Origin of the sequence: Paenibacillus sp. S28, assembly GCF_016624415.1 — a bacterium.
Classification (GTDB): domain Bacteria; phylum Bacillota; class Bacilli; order Paenibacillales; family Paenibacillaceae; genus Paenibacillus_AQ; species Paenibacillus_AQ favisporus.
In genome coordinates, this window is record NZ_JACVTM010000030.1 from 1 (window position 1) to 21,003 (window position 21,003).

General features: G+C 52.4%; 22 protein-coding genes, 1 tRNA gene and 2 riboswitches. Of the genes, 11 read left to right on the forward strand and 12 right to left on the reverse strand.

Features of this window, described 5'->3' with window-relative positions; translation table 11 throughout:
- Window positions 1-71: 71 nt before the first annotated feature.
- Together speB and speE are read right to left on the reverse strand one after the other, a co-directional pair.
- Window positions 72-941 carry an agmatinase gene (speB, locus tag IAE55_RS32890; protein ID WP_089549432.1) on the reverse strand — a complete coding sequence of 290 codons (870 nt, stop codon included), beginning with the start codon at window positions 939-941 and terminating at the stop codon, window positions 72-74.
- Window positions 942-955: 14 nt separating this feature from the next.
- Window positions 956-1,783, reverse strand: coding sequence for a polyamine aminopropyltransferase (gene speE, locus IAE55_RS32895; RefSeq protein ID WP_076176946.1), 828 nt, complete (start codon window positions 1,781-1,783; stop codon window positions 956-958).
- 399 nt (window positions 1,784-2,182) lie between these two features.
- Between speE and IAE55_RS32900 the strand changes: the two genes are divergently transcribed.
- The gene (locus IAE55_RS32900) at window positions 2,183-4,231 is read left to right on the forward strand and encodes a PBP1A family penicillin-binding protein (RefSeq protein WP_200634919.1); all 2,049 of its coding nucleotides are present in this window, start codon (window positions 2,183-2,185) and stop codon (window positions 4,229-4,231) included.
- Window positions 4,232-4,488: 257 nt separating this feature from the next.
- Window positions 4,489-5,154 (forward strand): DNA-3-methyladenine glycosylase, encoded by a 666-nt coding sequence (locus tag IAE55_RS32905; protein ID WP_145950246.1) that lies wholly within the window; start codon window positions 4,489-4,491, stop codon window positions 5,152-5,154.
- A 130-nt stretch (window positions 5,155-5,284) separates the two neighbouring features.
- Here IAE55_RS32905 and IAE55_RS32910 read toward each other — a convergent pair whose 3' ends face one another.
- Window positions 5,285-5,794 (reverse strand): YwhD family protein, encoded by a 510-nt coding sequence (locus IAE55_RS32910; protein WP_089549436.1) that lies wholly within the window; start codon window positions 5,792-5,794, stop codon window positions 5,285-5,287.
- Window positions 5,795-5,946: 152 nt separating this feature from the next.
- Between IAE55_RS32910 and IAE55_RS32915 the strand changes: the two genes are divergently transcribed.
- From IAE55_RS32915 to IAE55_RS32940, 6 genes are all read left to right on the forward strand, one after another.
- Window positions 5,947-7,935 (forward strand): M1 family metallopeptidase, encoded by a 1,989-nt coding sequence (locus tag IAE55_RS32915; RefSeq protein ID WP_145165291.1) that lies wholly within the window; start codon window positions 5,947-5,949, stop codon window positions 7,933-7,935.
- Window positions 7,936-7,945: 10 nt separating this feature from the next.
- Window positions 7,946-8,788 (forward strand): hypothetical protein, encoded by an 843-nt coding sequence (locus IAE55_RS32920; protein WP_089549438.1) that lies wholly within the window; start codon window positions 7,946-7,948, stop codon window positions 8,786-8,788.
- A gap of 273 nt (window positions 8,789-9,061) precedes the next feature.
- Window positions 9,062-9,199, forward strand: a riboswitch (cyclic di-AMP (ydaO/yuaA leader).
- 4 nt (window positions 9,200-9,203) lie between these two features.
- Window positions 9,204-9,671 carry a C40 family peptidase gene (locus IAE55_RS32925; RefSeq protein WP_105444923.1) on the forward strand — a complete coding sequence of 156 codons (468 nt, stop codon included), beginning with the start codon at window positions 9,204-9,206 and terminating at the stop codon, window positions 9,669-9,671.
- Window positions 9,672-10,048: 377 nt separating this feature from the next.
- Window positions 10,049-10,188: riboswitch (cyclic di-AMP (ydaO/yuaA leader) on the forward strand.
- A 3-nt stretch (window positions 10,189-10,191) separates the two neighbouring features.
- Complete coding sequence (locus tag IAE55_RS32930; protein ID WP_373309650.1) at window positions 10,192-10,683, forward strand: C40 family peptidase; 492 nt, start codon at window positions 10,192-10,194, stop codon at window positions 10,681-10,683.
- Window positions 10,684-10,904: 221 nt separating this feature from the next.
- A complete protein-coding gene (locus IAE55_RS32935; RefSeq protein ID WP_105444924.1) occupies window positions 10,905-11,393 on the forward strand; it encodes a GNAT family N-acetyltransferase in 489 nt (162 codons plus the stop codon).
- A gap of 165 nt (window positions 11,394-11,558) precedes the next feature.
- Window positions 11,559-11,918, forward strand: a complete 360-nt coding sequence (locus tag IAE55_RS32940) for a c-type cytochrome (RefSeq protein ID WP_089549441.1) — start codon at window positions 11,559-11,561, stop codon at window positions 11,916-11,918.
- A gap of 83 nt (window positions 11,919-12,001) precedes the next feature.
- Here IAE55_RS32940 and IAE55_RS32945 read toward each other — a convergent pair whose 3' ends face one another.
- Both IAE55_RS32945 and IAE55_RS32950 read right to left on the reverse strand, forming a co-directional pair.
- On the reverse strand, window positions 12,002-12,307 hold the full coding sequence (locus IAE55_RS32945) for a 4a-hydroxytetrahydrobiopterin dehydratase (protein WP_076176937.1): 306 nt from the start codon (window positions 12,305-12,307) through the stop codon (window positions 12,002-12,004).
- 186 nt (window positions 12,308-12,493) lie between these two features.
- The gene (locus tag IAE55_RS32950; protein WP_200634920.1) at window positions 12,494-12,787 is read right to left on the reverse strand and encodes a hypothetical protein; all 294 of its coding nucleotides are present in this window, start codon (window positions 12,785-12,787) and stop codon (window positions 12,494-12,496) included.
- Between the two features lie 345 nt (window positions 12,788-13,132).
- On the opposite strand from IAE55_RS32950, the gene motA reads away from it, so the two are divergent.
- Together motA and motB are read left to right on the forward strand one after the other, a co-directional pair.
- A complete protein-coding gene (gene motA / locus IAE55_RS32955; RefSeq protein WP_105444927.1) occupies window positions 13,133-13,933 on the forward strand; it encodes a flagellar motor stator protein MotA in 801 nt (266 codons plus the stop codon).
- Window positions 13,917-14,732 (forward strand): flagellar motor protein MotB, encoded by an 816-nt coding sequence (motB, locus tag IAE55_RS32960; RefSeq protein ID WP_076176934.1) that lies wholly within the window; start codon window positions 13,917-13,919, stop codon window positions 14,730-14,732. The genes motA and motB overlap by 17 nt, the downstream gene beginning before the upstream one ends.
- A gap of 131 nt (window positions 14,733-14,863) precedes the next feature.
- Here the strand turns inward: motB and rluF are convergent, their stop codons facing one another.
- Together rluF and IAE55_RS32970 are read right to left on the reverse strand one after the other, a co-directional pair.
- Window positions 14,864-15,568 carry a 23S rRNA pseudouridine(2604) synthase RluF gene (gene rluF / locus IAE55_RS32965; protein WP_145950250.1) on the reverse strand — a complete coding sequence of 235 codons (705 nt, stop codon included), beginning with the start codon at window positions 15,566-15,568 and terminating at the stop codon, window positions 14,864-14,866.
- Window positions 15,569-15,615: 47 nt separating this feature from the next.
- On the reverse strand, window positions 15,616-17,916 hold the full coding sequence (locus IAE55_RS32970) for an ATP-binding protein (protein ID WP_234490035.1): 2,301 nt from the start codon (window positions 17,914-17,916) through the stop codon (window positions 15,616-15,618).
- Window positions 17,917-18,202: 286 nt separating this feature from the next.
- Between IAE55_RS32970 and tadA the strand changes: the two genes are divergently transcribed.
- A complete protein-coding gene (gene tadA, locus IAE55_RS32975; protein ID WP_258168806.1) occupies window positions 18,203-18,709 on the forward strand; it encodes a tRNA adenosine(34) deaminase TadA in 507 nt (168 codons plus the stop codon).
- Between the two features lie 61 nt (window positions 18,710-18,770).
- On the opposite strand, the gene IAE55_RS32980 is transcribed toward tadA, so the two are convergent.
- From IAE55_RS32980 to IAE55_RS33000, 5 genes are all read right to left on the reverse strand, one after another.
- Window positions 18,771-19,853: a hypothetical protein gene (locus IAE55_RS32980; RefSeq protein ID WP_145165301.1), complete on the reverse strand. Its 1,083-nt coding sequence runs from the start codon at window positions 19,851-19,853 to the stop codon at window positions 18,771-18,773.
- A gap of 169 nt (window positions 19,854-20,022) precedes the next feature.
- Window positions 20,023-20,178, reverse strand: a complete 156-nt coding sequence (locus tag IAE55_RS32985) for a small acid-soluble spore protein P (RefSeq protein ID WP_076176930.1) — start codon at window positions 20,176-20,178, stop codon at window positions 20,023-20,025.
- A gap of 29 nt (window positions 20,179-20,207) precedes the next feature.
- Window positions 20,208-20,384 carry a hypothetical protein gene (locus tag IAE55_RS32990; protein ID WP_163883141.1) on the reverse strand — a complete coding sequence of 59 codons (177 nt, stop codon included), beginning with the start codon at window positions 20,382-20,384 and terminating at the stop codon, window positions 20,208-20,210.
- 16 nt (window positions 20,385-20,400) lie between these two features.
- Window positions 20,401-20,745 carry a hypothetical protein gene (locus tag IAE55_RS32995; protein WP_105444929.1) on the reverse strand — a complete coding sequence of 115 codons (345 nt, stop codon included), beginning with the start codon at window positions 20,743-20,745 and terminating at the stop codon, window positions 20,401-20,403.
- Between the two features lie 131 nt (window positions 20,746-20,876).
- Window positions 20,877-20,965, reverse strand: a tRNA-Ser gene (locus IAE55_RS33000).
- Window positions 20,966-21,003 lie beyond the last annotated feature (38 nt).

Genomic DNA, 21,003 nt, shown 5'->3' on the forward strand with positions numbered 1-21,003 from the left:
CCACAAGAGGGTCACTTTTTTCAAAGTGTCCTTCTTATGGGTCACAGTTCAGGGTGCTTCTTTACGTTGCTTTATTTTACAAATCCGAGCAGCATTTCGCGAATCAGCTTCGCCGCCACGATCTGGGTCTGCTCCGAATGGTCGTAGACCGGCGCCACTTCCACCAAGTCGCAGCCCACCACGTTGACTTCGGAATTGGCGATCAGGTGCACCGCCTCCAGCAATTCCTTGGAAGTGATGCCGCCCGCTTCCGCGGTTCCCGTTCCCGGCGCCGCCGACGGGTCGAGCACGTCGATGTCGATCGTGACGTATACCGGACGATTGCCCATTTGCGGCAGGGCTTCCCGAAGCGGAGCCGCCACGTCGAACGGATAGAAGTTAATGTTCTCGCGGGCATACTGGAACTCCTCGCGCGAACCGGAGCGGATGCCGAATTGGTAAATGTTCTTGCCGCCCATCAGCCCGGCTGCTTTGCGGACCGGCGTCGAGTGCGACAGCGGCTCGCCCTCGTACTGCTCGCGAAGGTCGGCATGCGCGTCGATGTGGATCAGGATCAGATCCGGATACTTCGCGTACATTTGCTGGATGACCGGCCAAGTCACCAGGTGCTCGCCGCCGAGCCCGATTGGAAATTTATCATCGCCGAGCAGTTTGCCCACGTACTCGCCGATCACTTCGAGACTGCGTCCTGCATTGCCGAACGGCAGCAGAAGATCGCCGGCGTCGAAGTATTTGAGATCCAGAATACTTTTATCCAAGTAAGGGCTGTATTCCTCCAGACCCACGGAAGCCTGGCGGATGTGCGCCGGACCGAACCGGGATCCCGGACGGAAGCTGACCGTGTAGTCCATCGGCATGCCGTAAATGACCGCCTTGGAGTTTTCGTAATCGTCCGAGCTGCAAATAAATACGTTGCCCGAATAAGCTTGGTCTAGTTTCATGATGTTGCCTCCCCCTATTTCGTCAGATCTTCCACAAATTTAGGCAATACGAAAGCCGCCTTGTGCAGGCGTGGCGTGTAGTACTTCGTGTCCATCTCCGGAATTTGCGACTCGTCCACCTCAAGCGGATCGTATTTTTTGCTGCCCATCGTAAATGTCCACAAGCCGCTCGGATATGTCGGGATGTTCGCCGCATAAACGCGCACGATCGGGAAAATTTCCTTCACGTCCTTGTTCACCTTTTGGATCAAGTCGGCCTTAAACCAAGGATTGTCCGTTTGCGCCACGAAAATGCCGTCATCCTTCAGCGCTTCATAAATGCCTTGGTAGAAGCCGCGTTCAAACAGAGGAGCAGCCGGGCCTACAGGCTCCGTGGAGTCAACCATAATGACGTCGTATTCGTTCTTGTGCTCGTGGATGTGCATGAAGCCGTCGTTCACTAGCACTTCCACCTTCGGATCTTCTAGTTTGCCCGCGATGGACGGCAGATACTTCTTCGAGTACTCGATGACTTTGCCGTCGATGTCGACGAGCACGGCTTTTTCCACTTTCGAATGCTTGATAATTTCGCGGATCACACCGCCGTCTCCGCCGCCTACGACGAGGACGTGCTTCGGATTCGGATGCGTATTCAGCACCGGATGCGCCACCATTTCATGGTATACGAATTCATCCTTCTCGGTCGTCATGACCATTCCGTCAAGCAGCAGCATATTTCCAAACTCTTCAGTCTCTACCATGGCCAGATCCTGAAAATCAGTTTTTTCATTTACATAAGTTTGTTTGATTTTGGCAGTAATACCGAATGCGGGCGTCTGTTTCTCCGTGAACCACAATTCCATCGTCATTACCTTCTTTCTTTCCCAGGATAAAGGAGGGATTGATCTTCCCTGCCGCATGTTCTCTTAGCACGTACATCTTCTTTATTGTACCAAACTGCCGATGTATAAACACATCCTTTGAATTATACGCGATAGAAGAAATTCGTGTAAAGAAACACTTTCCTAACGCTTCGTCCCCTGGCTAAGGCCGCGTCAGCACGGGTTTTTCATCCCTCAGGTGGCCCTGTATGCCCCCCCCTCGCCCTGCATGACCGGGAGGCCGAGCGCTTTTCCCATGGATCCCGGGCCCGGCGTGAATATCTGCTGCCTGCATTTCCCATAATGAAAGTATCAGATTGTTCAGTTCCGCTGAGAAGCTATACATTCCATTCTCTTAAGTAAGGAAAGGGGCTACAGTACATGGCGAACCTATTCACACGGCGGCCCAAACGGAAAAACCGGTTCCTGTTGATGCTAAAGCTCTTCACCGGCATGGTCGTCCTCCTTCTGATCGCGGGGGGCGTTCTGCTCGGCTGGCTGTATCAAAAAAACCTTCCGCTTGCCGATACGGACCGCAATTCGCGCCTTCTGGACAGTCAAGGCGACATTATCGCCACGTTTTCGGCCAGCGGGCGCAGCTACGAACCCATCAAGCTCAATCAAATTTCACCGCTGCTCGTGAAGGCGACCCTGTCGGTGGAGGACCGTAAGTTCTACGGCCATTTCGGGTTTGACCTGGAGGGCATGGGACGCGCGGCACTCGTCAACCTGGAGCATATGGCCCGGGTTCAGGGCGCAAGCACCCTGACGCAGCAGCTTGCCCGTAATCTATATTTATCCCATGAAAAAACATGGTCCCGCAAAATTAAGGAAGCCATGTACACCGCTCAGCTGGAGATGAAGTATACCAAGGATGAAATCCTTCAAATGTATTTGAACGAAATTTACTACGGTCACGGCGCTTACGGCATCGAAGCAGCCTCCCTGATGTATTTCGGCAAGCCGGCCAAGGATCTCGACCTGGCGGAAAGCGCGATGCTGGCCGGGATTCCCAAGGGGCCGACCTATTACTCGCCCTACACCCATCTAGATAACGCCAAGAAACGGCAGAAGATCGTCCTGGGCACCATGGTGGCCACCGGTGATATTACGCAGAAGGAGGCGGACCAGGCTGCAGCCGAGAAGCTGGCGATCAAACCGCAGGGACAGCAGAAGTCCAACTTGACGGCGCCGTATTTTCGGGATTATGTAAAAAATTTGGTGACCAGCCAGCTCGGCATCAGCGAGGACATGCTCGATCACGGCGGTCTTAACATTTATACAACCCTGGACCCGCATGCCCAGGCCGCGGCTGAGGAGGCGGTGGCCAAAGGCATGGATTCAGCCAGCGATTTGGAGACCGCGCTCGTGTCGATCGACCCGCGGAGCGGCTATGTCAAAGCGATGGTCGGCGGCAAGAACTACAAGGAGAGCCAGTACAACCATGCGCTGGCCAAGACGCGCCAGCCCGGTTCCTCCTTCAAGCCGATTATGTATTTAACGGCTTTGTCTTCAAAGACGATGACGGGTCTCACGACGTTTAACAGCGAACCGACCCTGTTTCACTACGACAACAACCGGAAAACGTATCAGCCCAGCAATTATGGAGACAAATATTTGGGCGAGATTAATATGGAGCAGGCCATCGCGGCCTCGGACAACATCTATGCGGTCAATACGATGCTGAAGATCGGGGCGGATAACGTGATCGCCACGGCGCGCAAGCTCGGCATCGTCAGCCCGCTTGAGTCCGTCCCCTCTTTGGCGCTTGGGACTTCGCCAATCAGCCCGTTCGAAATGGCCTCCGCTTTTGCGGTTATCAGCAACAATGGTAAGCGGATCCCGCCGGTCGCCGTGCTGAAGATTACCGATGCCGCCGGCGAGGTGATCTACGAAGCCCCCAAGCCCGCGGGCGAGCAGGTCGTCGATCCGGCTGCGGCTTACGTGCTGACGCACTTGATGGAGAGCGTATTTGAATCCGGCGGGACCGGTAACCGCGTATCCTCCATCATGAAGCGTCCCGTGGCCGGCAAAACCGGAACGACCGATACCGACGCCTGGCTGGTCGGGTATACGCCGGAGCTTGCGACCGCCGTATGGGTCGGTTTTGACAAGGGCAAAACGATTACGACGACGGACGCCCACCGGGCAGCGCCCATTTTTGCCCAGTACACCGAGAAGGCGCTGGAGAACGTACCGCCCAAAATTTTCACGATTCCGAGCGGCGTCGTCAGCGTCTACATTGATGAAGAATCCGGCAAGCTCGCCACGGCCGACTGTCCCCACAAGAAGCTTGAAGTATTCATCGCAGGTACGGAACCGACCGAATACTGCTCGCTTCACGGCGGGGAGAAGGAACAACCGGACGTGAAGAACAAGGCCGAAGAACACTCCTGGTGGTCCGACTTTAAGCGGTGGCTGACTGACTAAACGCAGCGCGTTATAAAGGTACGGGGGCTAGACTAGGCTGAGTACTGCCCGAAAACCATATTTGAAAAAGGGAGCCGGTAAAGCCGCTCCCTTTTTTTTCCTTCTATTGAAGTGCATCGGTTTGGCGGCCCCCTGTCCCAGGGAGCCCGATACACCGGACCAAGGATTCAAGCCATGCTTTGCAGGGTTACCTTTTGCCTTTCGCGCTGAATTCCGGTTATATATATAGAATGAACTAACCCGAAGAGGTGATCCTGATGATGAACCGGGGTAACGAGGGCGGCCAGCTGATCTCCCCCTCGCTCCTCGCCATGACCGCGCTGGAAGCCGCGCCCCGCCTGCTCGGCCAGACGCTGGTCCGGGAGACCGAAGACGGAGAAATCCGCTGCCGGATCGTGGAGACCGAGAGCTACGGCGGCGCCGAAGACAAAGGGAGCCATGCCTACGGCAACCGGCGCACCGCCCGGACCGAGACGATGTTTGCCGCCGGGGGCTTGGCCTACGTGTATTTGATCTACGGCATGTACCACTGCGTCAACGTTGTCGTCGGCGATGCGGACGACCCGCAGGCCGTGCTCATCCGGGCGGTGGAGCCGCTAAGCGGGCATGACGCCGAGCTGATGCGCCGGTACCGGGGCAGCGTCTCCGGCAAAGCCGCCAACTTGTGCAACGGCCCCGGCAAGCTGTGCCGCGCGCTGCGGATCGACCGCAGCCTGAACGGCTGCGCGCTCGGTCATGCGGACAGCCCGCTGCGGCTTGAGTCCGGCGACCGGGCTGATGAGCTCCCGATCATCCAGTCTCCACGGATCAATATTGATTACGCGGAGGAGTACGCCCTCAAGCCGTGGCGGTTTTATATCGACGGCCATCCGTACGTGTCGGTCAAAGCCCCTGAGCCGCTGCCTTTTTCGCTAAGGGGTTAATTCCGTACTGTACACGAGACCCTGTCCCTTCATGCCATGCAAAAAAGGACCTGCCCTGCCCACGGATCGATACATCCGTCAGCAGGAACAGGTCCTTTGTTCTTATAACGAGAAGAGCCCGCGATTTACGCTATACCTCCAGCGCCTTCTTCAGCTCATCCGGCGAAGCTTCCCACCACTGCTCATTATGCGACACCAGCAGGTTCTTCAGCAGCGTCTTTTCCTCAGATCCCAATTCGTCCAGCATAAATTTCCGCTTCAGCGCGGCATCCATCCGGTTCACGTGATCGGCAAGGATTTTCCAGCCGCGTCTCTCTTCTTCATCGATCCACATCTCACTGGCCGTGGCACCGCCGTAGAATTGTCCATCCTCGTTCCGGTCCACCGCGACCCATACGATCCACACCTGGCGTCCGTTCGGGACTTCCTCCCGGTTCGGCGTAAAGCGAATGCGGCGCTCCGGCTTGCTCTTGGCGTGCATTGCTCCGATATCGATGACGGCTTCGCCGCGGTCGATAATGACCGGAGAAATGTTGTTCAGATCGATAGAGCCTGCCCCAAAACCCATCTTGTGCTTGCTCTTGCCGCTGACGATATTCAGTGCGATGGGCTTCTTGCCTACCTGTTCCTTGTTGTCCATTTCCGATGTTCCTCCTATTTGAAAACAGAAACGCTGCGCTGCGCCTCCGCGATTTGTGGATACCCGTCCAACTTAATTTTATTTTAACTAATAATCGCTGGAAAGCCAACATATACATGCTGTAGATGCTTGTCAACGGGAGGTATTCGTATATGGCCCCAGCACGCGCCAAACTCGTCTTTTTATCCTTTCTCGTTCTTGTACTCCTGATTACGGGAACACTGTGGTTCGTCTTTAAGGATTCGCCCGAGTCCATGCCTTCCTACGCTCCGGATCAGGCCAAGCCTCCAGCGGCTTACAAGCCTCCGTCACCGATGGAGAGCGTTCAGCAGCCGACCGCGGAGGTGCTCAGCAAGCGGGTGGTGGAATATCACATCGATACGACCCTTGATCCGGACAGCCGGGTAATTAAAGGAACCCAGACCCTGACCTGGACTCATCCCGGCAAAAAAACGGTAAACGAGCTGTATTTTCACCTCTATCCGAACGCCTTCGCTTCCATGGATACGACGTTTATGAAGGAATCCGGCGGGAAGCTGCGCAATGACACGATGCCTGCCGACGGCTTTGGGTCCATGACACTGACTGCGATGAAGACTGCCGACGGTCTGTCGCTGATGCACCGGATTCAATACGTGCAGCCGGATGACGGCAATACGAAGGACAAGACCTTGATGAAGGTGCGTCTTCCGCGGCCGGTGAAACCAGGTGAAAGCATCACGCTGTCCATGCAATTCGAAGTCCAACTGCCCAAAATCTTCGCCCGAATGGGGACCGCCGGTAACTTTGTCATGGCCGGGCAATGGTTCCCCAAAATCGCCGTCTACGAGCCCGTGGGAACGCGCGGCCGGACGAGCGAGGGCTGGGACCTGCACCAGTACCACGGCAATTCGGAATTCTACTCCGATTTCGGCATTTACAGCGTCCGCATTCACGTACCGAAGAACTACACGGTGGCCGCAACCGGTTTCCCGGTGCAGAACTCACAGATCAAGAACGGCGAGAAGATCTATCAGTTCTACGCCGACGACGTACATGACTTTGCCTGGGCCGCATCCCCCGACTTTATCGTCGCCGAGGAGCCGTTCTCTTCAGCGGAGGTGCCCGGGGTCCGGATCAAGCTGTATCTCGATCCCGCCCACAAGGATTTGAAGGAGCGCTACTTCTACGCCGCCAAGGCCGCGCTTAAATATTTCAGCAAATGGTACGGGAAGTATCCGTATTCCACTCTATCTATCGTCGTTCCGCCCGAAGCAGGCAACGGGGCAGGCGGCATGGAGTATCCAACGCTGATTACGGCCTTCGGGGCCAAGGACGACTCCCCGGGTTACGACCTCGAGCGGACCGTCATCCATGAAATCGGCCATCAGTACTTCTACGGCATGATCGCCAGCAACGAGTTCGAGGAGGCCTGGCTGGACGAAGGCTTCACCTCCTATGCTGAGGATAAGCTGATGGAGCAGGAATACGGCGTCATCCCCAATCTGCCGATTCAGTCCTCGCTCATCGCTTCACCTGCGCCGCTGACCCAGGACGCCTGGAAATATACGTCGCAGAATCAATATGCACTGAACGTGTATTACCGCGGCAAGATGGTCCTGAAAGAAATGGAGACGCTGACCGGCGCCCAGACCATGAAGAAAATCATGTCCACCTATGCGAAGAAATACCGTTTCGAACATCCTGCCACGGCTGATTTTCAAAAGGTGGTCGAGCAGGTAACCAGCAAGTCGTGGCAAACCTTCTTCGATCAATATGTATACGGCAGCCAGATGGCGGATTTTTCGGTCGACGAAATTACGGTGCGCAAGGATAAAGATTCGGCGCAGCCCCGGTATGATTCTATGGTGAAGGTCAGCAAAAAGGGCGGCGATCTGCCGCAGGTGCCGATTCTGTTCACGTTTACGGACGGGCATCAGATCAAAAAGGTTTGGGACGTAAAGAACGCCAGCACCCAGTTCAAGCTGACATACAGCTCCCCGCTGGCCTGGGCCATGATCGATCCCGGCTATACGATCGTGCTGGAAAACAAACATGTGAACAACTACCTGAAGGCGGACATGGATCATAAAGTGCTCCTCCGCTGGAACGTAAGCATTACCAAGCTGATTGAAACCCTGCTTGGAAGTCTGTCCTGGTGAGGTGAGAGCAGTGAAATCCTATATTGTTAACGGTTGGAAAAGCGTCAAAGACCAATTTTATGTCATGATCATCATGTTCCTGTACCAGCTGCTCTGGGGCTACTTCCTGTACCGTCTGATCGATTCGGCGGTCGTGCCGCTGCTGATGCGGTATCCCGATCCCCCGCCGACCGAACTCAGCCAAGTCCTCTATTATGTGGAGGGACAAATGAGCTTAACCCAAAGCAGCACCGTGCATACCTACCTGTGGGTTCTGTTGGGGATGGTCGCCCTCCGCATGCTGCTGACCCCTTTTATCCACGCGGGCATCTTCTATGGCCTGCACCGGGAGCATCAGGGGGAACGCGGACTGTTTTTCTTCCAGGGCATGAAGCTGCACGGCAAAACGGTGTTTCTTTTTCACCTGATCGAATGGGTGCTTATCGCCGCTCCGTTATACTGGATGATCCCGAAGATGTATCCAATCCTGCTCAGCGCGATCCAAAACCATGCCCAGCTGCTTCACTGCATCCCGTACATTGCAGTCTGGCTTCTGTACTGCTACATCGTCCATCAGATGATTCTGTTCATGCAGTTTGGCAAAACCGGTGGAACCAGCATGTTCTCCTCGCTCTGGATCTGCCTGCGAAGCGCGCTGCCGGTCATCGGTATATCCGTTCTGCTGGGCGCGGTCAGCCTGCTCTTGTATGGCATTACCAGCAGCGTCTCTCTGATCTGGGCAGGGCTTGCCACCCTGATTATCCAACAGGGCTATCATATGGTCAGCTGTATCTTTAAATTATGGAATATCTCCTCCCAATATGATTTGTGGCATCAGCAAATGAACCGTACGAAAAAAAATATTTCGGAATAGTTAAAATTTTGTCATCACTTTAATCCGCTGATAAAAGAAGAACCCCGTCTCTTTCTGTTGAAAAGAGGCGGGGTTTTTGTTGTAAAATGATTGTTAACCATTTGCCAAAGTATAAATCCTCTGTTAAAATAATCCGAGTACGAACTTAGTAACAACTTTGTAATCTTTGCTGTAACGATTTTGACTTTGCTGTAACTGATTTCATCATTTGTCCGTTCATTTGATTGGTATGTACGATTATAGGTAACTTGTCAGCATGTCCATTTCCGGTGCAATCATCACGAGCCGAATTCCCGGGCACCAGGAAGCGGGGGATCCAATTTTGGGTGAATTGATCTCGCTACAGAGGGATCATAGGGGACCTTCTACCGAATCCTTAAGCTAACCTCGCAGGCATTGGAAGGGGTTTATTTTTTTGAAGAAGAAGTTGGCAGCCGCAGCGCTGGGCCTTACACTTGCGTTCTCCATGGGCACCGGCAGCGTATTTGCGGATTCATCTCTGAATCACATCGTTAACAACACGATCGGCGTTTCTTACAAAACCGGCGGAACAACTACGAACGGCTTCGATTGCTCCGGTTTTACCCGTTACGTGTACCAAAAGCTGGGGTTAACCCTCCCGCGTGTATCGGCTGCGCAATATAAAACAGGTACCGCTGTTTCCAAAAGCCAGCTGAGAGCAGGAGACCTTGTTTTCTTTAACACCCTAGGCGCAGGCGTTTCCCATGTCGGCATTTACATCGGCAACGGAAAATTCGCGCACGCGTCCTCTTCGAAAGGCGTTACCATTAGCAAACTGAGCCAAAGCTACTACGCCAACCGCTACGTTGGCGCCAAACGGGTCATGAGTACGGCCAAATACCAAGCTGCGGTTTACAATTGATTATCTCTCGAAAACAATGCATATCCAGAACAACCCGCGCCGCTGATTTTTGCCGAAATCGCCCCGCGGGTTTGTTGTTACTTATTAGACGTACGAACCACCGAAAAGGTAACAGCATTTCAAAAAAATTTTTTAAACGAGTAAATCCACGATTTTCTCCTGTTTTTTCCACCCTTGTCATTTCTTTTACCCACTCGTCCAACAAATAAACATCATTTCCTATAATTTTTCCTACAAATCTTCTTTTTCTGTTAGAAACAATTGCCAAAGTCCGATTCCTTTGTTACAATAGTCCCAGCGATAGTAACAACTTTGTAATCTTTACCTGACACAAAGTTGCGAACGAATAAGAAGTAACAGGGAATTATACATAGTGTAAAAAGTTCATGCCGAATTTCCTCACACTAAGGAAAGCGGGGGAACCAGTTATGGGTGAATTGATCTTGCTTCAGAGGGATCATAGGGGGCCTTCTACCGAATCCTTAAGCTAACCTCGCAGGCGCCGGAAGGGGTATTTTACTTGAAGAAGAAACTTGCAGCAGCAGTCATGAGTTTCGCCATCGTGCTCACGGTCGGCACAGGAAGCGCTTTCGCGGATTCCAAGATGGATAAAGTGATCGACAGTGCGATCGGAACCAAGTACAGAACGGGCGGAACCACAACAAGCGGATTTGACTGCTCGGGATTTACAATGTACGTATTTGATCAATTGGGCATCGATCTGCCCCATCAGTCTGGATCCCAGTTCAGCATGGGTTCGGCCGTATCCCGCAGTGATCTGAGAGCAGGCGACTTGGTATTCTTTAATACATCGGGAGCCGGAGTATCCCATGTCGGAATTTACGTCGGCGACGGAAAATTCGCACATGCCTCCACTTCTCGCGGTGTGATCATCAGCTCTCTGAGCGACAGCTACTACGTCAACCGCTACGTTGGCGCCAAACGAATCATGAGTACGGATAAATACAAAACCGCCGCCGTCGATTCCGAGGACGTAGATGACGTCCAGTAATGCAGGTAAAGCAAGGGTACGAGATCCCGTAGAATGAGATTTTTGCCGAAATCTCCTTTTGCGGGATTTTTTGCGGACAGAAATGGGTAACCCTTCCATTCCCGCCCGCTACTCCTCATTTACCCCTATATTCCGGAATTAAACAGATATCTGCGGCAATCCGGAATATTTTTTCTCTAATGTTCAAATCCTACAGGGAGGTCTGGAAGGGAGATCTGCACATGAACCTCCAACATGAGAGCTTCATGATCGTTCCCATGACCCGGGAGCATGCTGAGACCGTCTGCGGTTGGGCGTACGAACCTCCATACGATTTATACGGCTGGCTGCCGTGGGATCAGATGGAGGCGCTTGGCGTCGAATTTGGTGATCCTGAGGTGAGGCAAAGCCAGTATGTGTCCGTCCTGGATGCTGAACATACCTTGTGCGGGTTCGCGCAGTTCTTTCCCTTGGCAGGCGTGACCCGGCTTGGTGTTGGCATGCGGCCTGATTTATGCGGCCAGGGGCTGGGTAAGAGCTTTATGCAGGCTGTGGTCGGCGCAGCCCGGGAAAAACGGCCTGGGGACGAAATCGACCTTGAAGTGCACACATGGAATAAGCGGGCCATCCGGGCTTACGGGAAGTCGGGGTTTGTTATCGCTGATACCTACCCCAAGCTGACCCCTGAAGGTGAACAGCTGTTTCACTGTATGGTCTATGAAGGGATCTAACTTTGAAAATTCCATCATCATAAAAATGGTACAAATTTGTGTATTTTTGGTGGCCCCAAGTTTGGATTCGTTTGCTTTTTTGACACAAACTATTTGATGTGATGGCTTGTTCCGTTATAATGAAGGAATGAAGAATGACAGTTTACATAGAAAGGACGAAAACGGATGCAAAAATGGATCATGAGCGGTGTATTAACGATCGCAGTGGTTATGGCAATTGTGCTCATGTTTACGCTTCCAGGCAAAGAGCAGGTGGCGGAAGAAGAGAAGCCGACCATGCCGGAAGTTACGATGGACGCCGCAGCGGCCGAATCTACGATTAAAGCACAGGGCTGCATTAGCTGTCACGGGGATCAGCTTCAGGGTGCCGTAGGCCCGAACCTTCAAAAGATCGGAAGCCAACTGTCCGCTGAAGAGATTTACACCATTATCACTAAAGGTAAAGGCGGCATGCCATCCTTTAAAGACAAGTTGAAAGCTGAAGAGATCGCCAATGTGGCCCAGTGGTTGGCTGAGAAGAAATAACGGTTGTAACGCATACAGAAACACGCTTTGGAAGAACGGGACGTTCATCGCAAAGCGTGTTTTTATTTGCTGCATTATTCTCGTTACCTTTTTTCGCCGGAACGCATTTTTTCAAACAGTTCGTTAAATTGGTGAGCCTCCTTGACATCCAGGGACGTAATCCCGCCTTCATCCCATGAAGTCAAACGCAGCGTCACATTTTTATAATCAATCGTAATAAAGGGGTGGTGGCCAAAAGCCTCTGAAATGGCCGCAACCTCATCCACAAAGGAAATGCCCTTCATGAAATTGGAGAAAACGTATTTGCGCACGATCCAGCGGCCCTCTTCAAGCTCCCAGCCTTCCAGCTTAGACAAATGCGTTTCTACTTCTTCTTGCGTATATACCATTCTTCCGTTCCTCCCTGAAACCTAACATCCCCGAGGTTCACCAGGATGTGTCATTAATGTATGCTCGGGCGAAAAACCTTTACCCATTGTATTCATCCCTGAATGTAATCATGCTTCTCCAAGGAGAGTACATACGAATAATATCTTACCATGGACGGGTTTAAAAAATCCATCCGGCCCCAGGGACTATATCAGTGAGACTACGGTCAGCTCCTCGTCGCCGATCAAGAGGTTGATCCGGTGATGGTCCTTGTCATACATCACGATACCGCTTCCAACGGTGATGACAGGTTCGGCTCCCAGCGCATAGAACAAATCCTCCGCCAGCGCCTCATGCACCTCACGCTTCTCTTTGATGCCCAGCTGCATCCAATCCTGCTCCGCCATTTCAAAAAATAAATAACTGTCCGGAATTTCCCCGACAGCTGCCGTCAAATCGGTCAATATGCCGTCATAGTCACGACCATGCTTAACACCCATGCCATTCCCTCCATATCGAAGTTTAGTTACTCATACGATCTATAAGCGATTATTGTGAATGGTGAATGCCCTGCTCCATGCGCCCCTGTGTCAGGGTCTCAAGTGGGCCATTCGTCACCCGTTTGTGCTGTGATTATTCCCTTCAGGGTATGCTGCTCGGACTTGATTTTGTAGGACAGATGAACCTTGTCATTTCATTATACCGGAAAATATCCCTTAAAAAAAAAGAGAATGGTGTCGATAAATAATATAAACCGTTTTTTGTGAAAGCGACCATGTTGCAAGGATGTAAACGCGGTCGATTCCGAAAGGATTCAATTCTATTTCTCATGGATGAGGTGTGCAATGGAAATTTCAACGATTGTTGGCCTGATACTCGGTGTGGTTGCAGTCCTAGTCGGCATGGTGCTGAAGGGCGCCCCGATCGTCAGCCTGCTGACGCCCGCCGCTTATGTCATTATTCTCGCCGGAACCGCCGCTACGCTGTTTATCGGCTTTCCGATGTCTGAGGTCAAAAAGTTCCCAAAGCTGTTAAAAATGACCTTCGTCAAACAAAAACTCATGCAGCGTCAAGAGCTCATCACCCTGTTCATGGAGTGGGCCTCCATCACCCGCCGGGAAGGCCTCCTCGCTCTGGAGACCAAGGTCGAAGAAATCGACGACGCCTTCCTGCGCAACGGTATGCGCATGATTATCGACGGTAACGACCAGGAGTTCGTCCGCGACGTCTTGATGGAAGATATTGCGGCGACGGAAGAGCGTCACCGTGCAGGTGCCCTGCTCTTCTCCCAGGCCGGTATGTATGCTCCTTCCCTCGGGGTGCTTGGTGCCGTCGTCGGCCTGATCGCTGCCCTGACCAAGATGGAGAATATGGCCGAGCTGGCCCACGCGATTGGCGCGGCCTTTATTGCGACGCTGCTCGGTATTTTTACCGGTTATGTCCTGTGGCACCCGATCGCCAATAAGCTGAAACGCCTGTCCAAAAAAGAAGTGGAGCTCAAGCTCATGATGGTGGAAGGACTGCTGTCGATTCAATCCGGCGTATCCACCATTGCGATCAGCCAGAAGCTCTCCGTCTTCTTAACCCCTTCCGAGCGTGCTCAAATGAATGAGAAGGAGGATGGTTCAGGTGGCCAAGAAGACTAGACATGAACCGCATGAGGAGCATGCCGACGAATCCTGGCTTCTCCCCTATGCCGACCTGCTGACACTGCTGCTGGCCCTGTTTATCGTGCTCTATTCCATGAGCGCCACGGACGCCAAGAAATTCGAGGAAATGAGCCAGGCCTTCAACAATGCCCTCAGCACCGGAAACGGCGTGCTCAACTTCAGGTCGAATTTGCCGATGGATAAAAATATGGACCAAGGCAAAAAAGACTCCCAAGAGAGCATCGTCACGAATAACAATGACAAGAAACAGAAAGCCCAGCTGGCCAAGCAGGAACAGGAAGACCTGGAGAAGCTGAAGCAGCAGTTGGATCAATATATCAAAACGAACGGCCTGACGAACCAGCTGGATACCAAACTGAACCAATCGCAGCTTACGATCACGATCAGCGACAACGCCCTGTTTGCTTCAGGCAGCGCTCAGGTGAAGCCTGAGTCACGCCAGCTGGCGCTCGCCATCAGCAGTATGCTGCAGCAGTTCCCGACGTATGACGTCGTCGTGTCCGGCCATACGGACAATATGCCGATCTCGAACAGCGAGTACGCGTCCAACTGGGACCTGAGCTCCAACCGGGCGCTGAACTTCCTGAAGATTCTGCTCACCAACAAGCAGCTCGACCCGGCCAAGTTCACCTCCACCGCCTTCGGCGAGTTCCGGCCCGTGGCTTCCAACGATACCGCAGCCGGCCGCGCTAAAAACCGCCGCGTCGAGGTATCCATCATCCGGAAGTACCAGAATATCAGCGAGCAAATCCCAGTAACCACGAATAAAAAATAGCATAGCGTAACTAATGGACAGGCTGTTCCCTTTGGATAAAGGGAGCAGCCTTTTTGATAGTAGACGGCACATGTCTCAGGGAATGGGCTAATAGGTTGAAGCCCTCACCCTGTATCAGGCCTGGCCCCTCTCTACCCTAGGCGGTAATTCAGCAGCTGTCCAAGCTCTTCCTTTTCCTGCGGCGTTAAATCGCGCCATTTCCCTTTGCCCAGGGATCCCAGGTGGATATTCATAATCCGAATCCGCTGCAGTCGGCGCACTTCATAGCCGAAGGCGCTGCACATCCGGCGGATCTGCCGGTTTTTCCCCTCGGTCAGAATGATCTTGAACACCCGCTCTGAGATCCGCGTCACCTTGCAGGGAAGGGTCATTTCGCCCAAAATCTTCACCCCGCTGGCCATGCCTGTTAAAAAGGACGGCGTAACCGGCTTGTCTACCGTGACGATGTACTCTTTCTCATGCTTGCCTTCGGCCCGCAGTATTTTATTGACGATGTCGCCGTCACTCGTCAGGAGAATAAGCCCTTCGGAATCTTTATCCAGCCGGCCGATCGGAAAAATCCGCTCCGAGTGGCCCACGAAGTCCACAATGTTGCCCTTGATATGCTGCTCCGTCGTACTGGTGATCCCAACCGGTTTATTCAGCGCAATATAGACATGCGTCTCTTTCTTCTCTTGCAGGGGCCGGCCGTTGATGCGGACGTCGTCCCCTTCCTCCGCCTGGCTGCCCAGCACCGCCTGAACGCCGTTGATCGTCACCTTCCCGCTCTCTACCAGCTTATCCGCTTCACGCCGGGAACAATACCCGGTCTCACTGATATATTTGTTAATCCTCAAAGCTTATACCCCATCTCATTATGGTTTACCCCGGACAAGAGTACGGCTCATTCCCGTTCTGGTCCTTCCCCATGCTCCGGCCGTGCCGCCGGCAGCGTTAACGTAACCTGAGTGCCCTTGTTAACGGCGCTCTTGATTTGAAGTGATCCTTTATGGCCCTCCACAATTCGCTGGCTGACCATCAGGCCAAGGCCTGTCCCGTTTTCCTTGTTGGTAAAAAACGGTTCTCCTACCTTCTCCATCTGGTGCTCAGGAATCCCTACACCTTCATCCGTAATCGTAATCCCCAGGTGGTCCGGGTCCGGCCGGAACAGATCGATACGAATGACGCCGCCTACAGGCATCGCCTCCATGGCGTTTTTCAGCAGATTGATAAAGACCTGCTTCAGCTGGTTCTCCTCGCAGTGAACGTCCGTCTCGGCCGTCTGGGAGGACATGACGAACTCAATGCCGTGCAGATTGGCCTGACTGCTCAGCAGCGACAGCACATCCTCTAAAATATCACGAACATTTTTATTTCGGAAGTGCACAGCCTGGGGCTTGGCCAAAATTAAAAATTCGCTCACGATCAGATTGATTCTCTCCAGCTCAGACAGCATGATCTGGTTGTGCTTCGGATCGACGCGGTTGTTATACTCCTGCAGCTGCAGGAATCCCCGCAGCGTCGTGAGCGGGTTGCGGATCTCATGCGCCACTCCGGCCGCCAACTGCCCGACCGTGGTCAGCTTCTCGGACCGGCGGAGCAGCTCGTCCATCCGGTTGCGTTCCGTCATGTCTCTCGAGATGCTGATGAACGATACGACCTTTCCTTCCGGATCCCTGACCGCGGACGTGCTGATGCTGACCTCCACAGGGGTCCCGTCCTTCTTGATTCGGACCGTTTCTACTGCCGGCAGCTGTTCGCCCTGCATTAAAGCGTCGAGCCTTGCCTGCACTTCCCCCTCCAAATGGCCGGGAATCAGGTTGATCCGCTTACCGATCACTTCATGGCTTGCCCAGCCGTACAGCTTTTCAAAAGCTTGATTGACCTGAATGATATTCCCCTCAAGGTCCGTCGTATGAATCGCATCCGCCGTCTGCTGGATGACAGACTCCAGATGCTCTTTCACCGAGCGGTTCTCTTCCACGGCCTGCTTGAGCTGGTCGGTATAGCTGCTCAGGTTGTCGGTCATCGTGTTGATTTTGGCGGCAAGCAATCCGAGCTCATCCTTGCTGTTGATGACGAGCGGCGTATCAAAGCGCCCCTGGGCGACGTTTTTCACTTTACCCAGAATCGCATCGATCGGCCGAATGAAGTATCCGGCCTGTTTATAGCTTACAATGACGAACAAAATCAACAGAAAGGCCGAAATCGATATATAAGAGACAAGCTGCTTCTGCAATACCTTGGATATTTGCGCATAATCCATGACGATGCTGATGATGTAGGATGCCTGAGACGCACTGTTCACAGGGATAAAGCTCTTTAACAGCTTTTTACCATCGATGCGCGTTTCATAAACGACATTCGCTCCTGTCTGTGCCGCCTTCTCCACAGCCTGTTTGTCGTTTTCGAGGTCGATATATGTATAGGTACCGTAGCGTATCGGCCGATTATGCAGCTTAGTCTTATCATGGACATATCCTTGTCCGGACATTCGGACGCCCGCAAAGGTCTGCGGATTGATGCAGCTGATTTCAAGAATCTCCCCGTTGATTTTCTTCGTTTTGTCGAGCACCTCCTCCGGACTTGGGATATGGGTGCCGATCTGATGGAGGGAATCGGTGCGAATATACGGATCAATGATATAGTTTCGTTTGGCGTCATAATAATAACCCCATTTGTCGATCACGTTCGGCTTGGAGTTCGAATATTCAAACGGTCCGGTCCAAAAATGGTCGGCAGCCGCTCCGTACGGAATCGTTACGCGCTCTTCCTCGAAGAGCTGCTTAAACGCCCTATACCAGTATCCCCAGTCTTTGGTGGAGAGACCGAGCTCAGCAGGTTCCGAGGACTTGGCAATGATAATATCATCACCGGTTCGGACTAGCAGGGCGATATGGGTGACTCCCACCTGCTTGCTCAGCTTGGCCAGCTGCTCGTTCGTAATGTTCTGGATATCCGGGTCCAGCTCTTTGGCAGCCAATTTGGCAGCCACATGCAGCAGCTCCCCGATTTGGCGTTCGACCATGCCAGCGCTCTCCTGGCTCTGCTCAATGGAGGCGGCCACCTGCCTGGCGGCCAGCAGCATTTTGCGTTCGCTTTCCCGGCGTAAACTGGCTTGCGTTGTGTACAAACTAAGAATAATATTTAAAAGTAAAATCAGACAGAGTGAACCGGCCATGGTGAGGGACAGTTTCTTCTTCATTGACACATCGGGTCACCTCTAATCTTGCCTTGGCGATAATTGGAATAATCTATTCCATCATACTCTGTAGGCCGATATTTGAAAAGCTTGTCGAAAATGATCGGCTTAACTCGAAATAACGCAGCATGTCCACAACTTATCAACATATTCACAGCACTATTTAATAAATTGGGGATAATTCTGTGCGTAATCAAATAGTTATCCACAAATTTATGCACAGCATGTTAACAACAGAATGCTTGTTCGCTGAATAAGCCGAAATTCGGTACAGGGAGGCACTTTTACGTTGGAAAATCAAACAAAACATCCGCTCCATGTGGATGAGTCTGTGGATAATGATCGTCATGAACACTGGATGCGCGAGGCGATCCACCAAGCCAAATTGGCGGAGGAGTTGGGGGAGGTGCCGATCGGAGCGGTCATCGTCCGCAGCGGGGAGATCATCGGGCGGGGCTATAACTTAAGGGAAACGTCCCAGGACGCGACCGCCCACGCCGAGATTGTCGCCATCCGGGAAGCCAGTATAGCCGTACAATCGTGGCGCCTGCTGGACTGCACGCTATACGTCACGCTGGAACCGTGTCCGATGTGCTCCGGCGCGATCGTCCAGTCCCGCATCCCGCGGGTCGTCTACGGCACCTACGACCCCAAGGCGGGATGCGCCGGAACGCTGATGAACCTGCTGCAGGAGCCACGCTTCAACCACCGAACCGAGGTCATTGCCGATGTGCTGCAGGAGGAATGCGCTGGGCTGCTGACCCAGTTTTTCCGCAAGCTGCGGGGCAAAGCCTGACAAAAACAAACAGCCCGGCCAGTAACCCTGGCCGGGCTGTTGTGATTCGTACGGGGCTTGCTTAGTAAGCCGTAGCTCCCATTTTCTCCTGAAGCTGCTCCATCGTAATAACATCCGCTTCTTTTGGAATCCCGACGCTGAAGGTTTGCTTCTCGTTGATCTTGCTGTATTGGCTCGTCGCCTCTAGCGACAGCTTCATGTTGTCCTTTGTTTCCGGATCGTTCATTTCCACGTTCATCACAGCACCCTGATAAGCAGGGAAGTTATCTTTATTGATGGCCGTGTTGACTTCGAACTGGTTAACTTTCAGGTAGTTCTTCAGATCGTTCAGGCCTTTGCTGATTTCATCCTTGCTGTCTGTCGAGTTCAGATCCTTCTTCATTTGGTCGATATCTTCCTGGTTGACGCCGAGCATTTCACGGTATTCATCCTTGCTGATAATATCAAGAATTTTCGGCAGCGCTTTGTTTACCAGAATGTCAGCCGCTTCTTTCACGTTGTCATTGGTTACATAGAATTGAACCACCTGCTTGGCATCCACGCCATCCGGGAGGTTAGCATCTTTAACCGCAACGTCTTTGAAATATTTCTTACCATCATATTCGGTAAACAGGGTATTCATAATTTCGCCGGCGAGCTTTTTCGTCTTTTCGGGATTCATCATGTCGGGGTTAAAGGACGTTCCCTGCTGTTCCGCCAGCTCTTTCATATCGAGTACCAGGAATTTACCTACAACGTCTTCAGGCAGCGGCAGCATTGGGATGCTAGGCACTTTGACGTACAATTTATCTTGGGTCATTACCATCGGAATGTTAAAGCTCATGGACATGTCGCCCTTCAGGTTAATTCCGAGCGTCATCTCCGTTTGTTGTGGATCGTTCTGATATACCCCATCGATCGTTAATTCCGCATTTTTCAGCATGCTCATCACTTGGCTGGCTGCGGCGTTATCAGCACTTGCACTGGTAACCTGCAGATCTTTGATCGTTACCTTGCTCTTCATTTCGTACGATGTCATTTTCATCGCGTTGACGGCCGAAGCCTCCAGCGCTTCCTTCGGTTCCTTCTTGCTGCTGCAGCCTGCAAGCACCACGGTCATTGCCAAGACCAGTGTAAGAATCAGGGCTGCCCAGTTCTTCTTCATCACAATCTCTCTCTCCTCTCGTCTCTAAAAAGCAAAAAATACCCCTTGTAATCATAAACGATATCGTCCGTTACCGGAACCCTTTTTTGGAAATCTTTTGGTGAATTTTCATTTTTAACGCAAAAAAAGACATCCTGGCTATTAGCCGGATGCCTTTTTAGACGGGACCTTAGGACCCTTCTCTATTCAAATGACTAACATGATTCCGATTCTTGACCTTCTTCGATCCGGACAACGGCTCCTGCATGCCGGACCGCTCCCGGTCCCGGTTACGCGGCTGCTGCTCTTGCGCTTCAGGTACTGGAACAGCGTTTGGTTTACTCATCGGCGATTCCCCCTGTATACATTAGAATGTTAAGAATGCGGATGCTCCAGGTCGATCGTGTGCTGATGATTGATTTCATCTTCATGCCTGCGATCATTTCGCTTCTGCTGCAACTGATTTGCCTGATGGCTGTTCACTGCCGTTTGATCTAAATCCTCGACGACATTGCTGAGATTTTTGTCGACACCCGGTTTGGCTTTGGTCATCGTTGTCCCTCTCTTCTTAAGAGTGATGCGTCAAATCGTGAAGGGCTTGGGCGCACTCGTGAATTTGGCGGGTATAATCCTGCGCCATATTCTGAATGACATCCGTGCGTTCGTCAACCGTGCGTCCTTCGCGTTCTACATCCACCAGATCCACTTTAACCTCCCGCGTATCCACGTAAGAGCACTGGAAGTCGAATGAATAATTCGACCGCCCCGCGGTATCGATATGGATTCGCAGCGCCTGGGGATTTGCCTCGTCGGCAAACACCTGTGCCTGGTCGGATGAGTCAAGCGTTTGAGGAAGCTGGGATTGCCAAGCTTGGACCAATTTGTTTTGGTTCAATTCAAAGTCTCGGTTCATGATTGAACACCTCCCCTGCCTTTGTTAATGTGCGGAGGATGCGCTCTTTTTATGCGATAACGGCGTTTGGCAAAAACAAAAAAAGCCGCTTCTGCATAAGCAGAATCGGCTTTGTCATTGGTTTGTTTAAATGGCGGAGGGGATGGGATTCGAACCCATGTGGACTTGCGCCCTAACGGTTTTCAAGACCGCCCCGTTATGACCGCTTCGGTACCCCTCCAAGTGGAAAATACATCAGTGTCACGCAACGCGTAACAA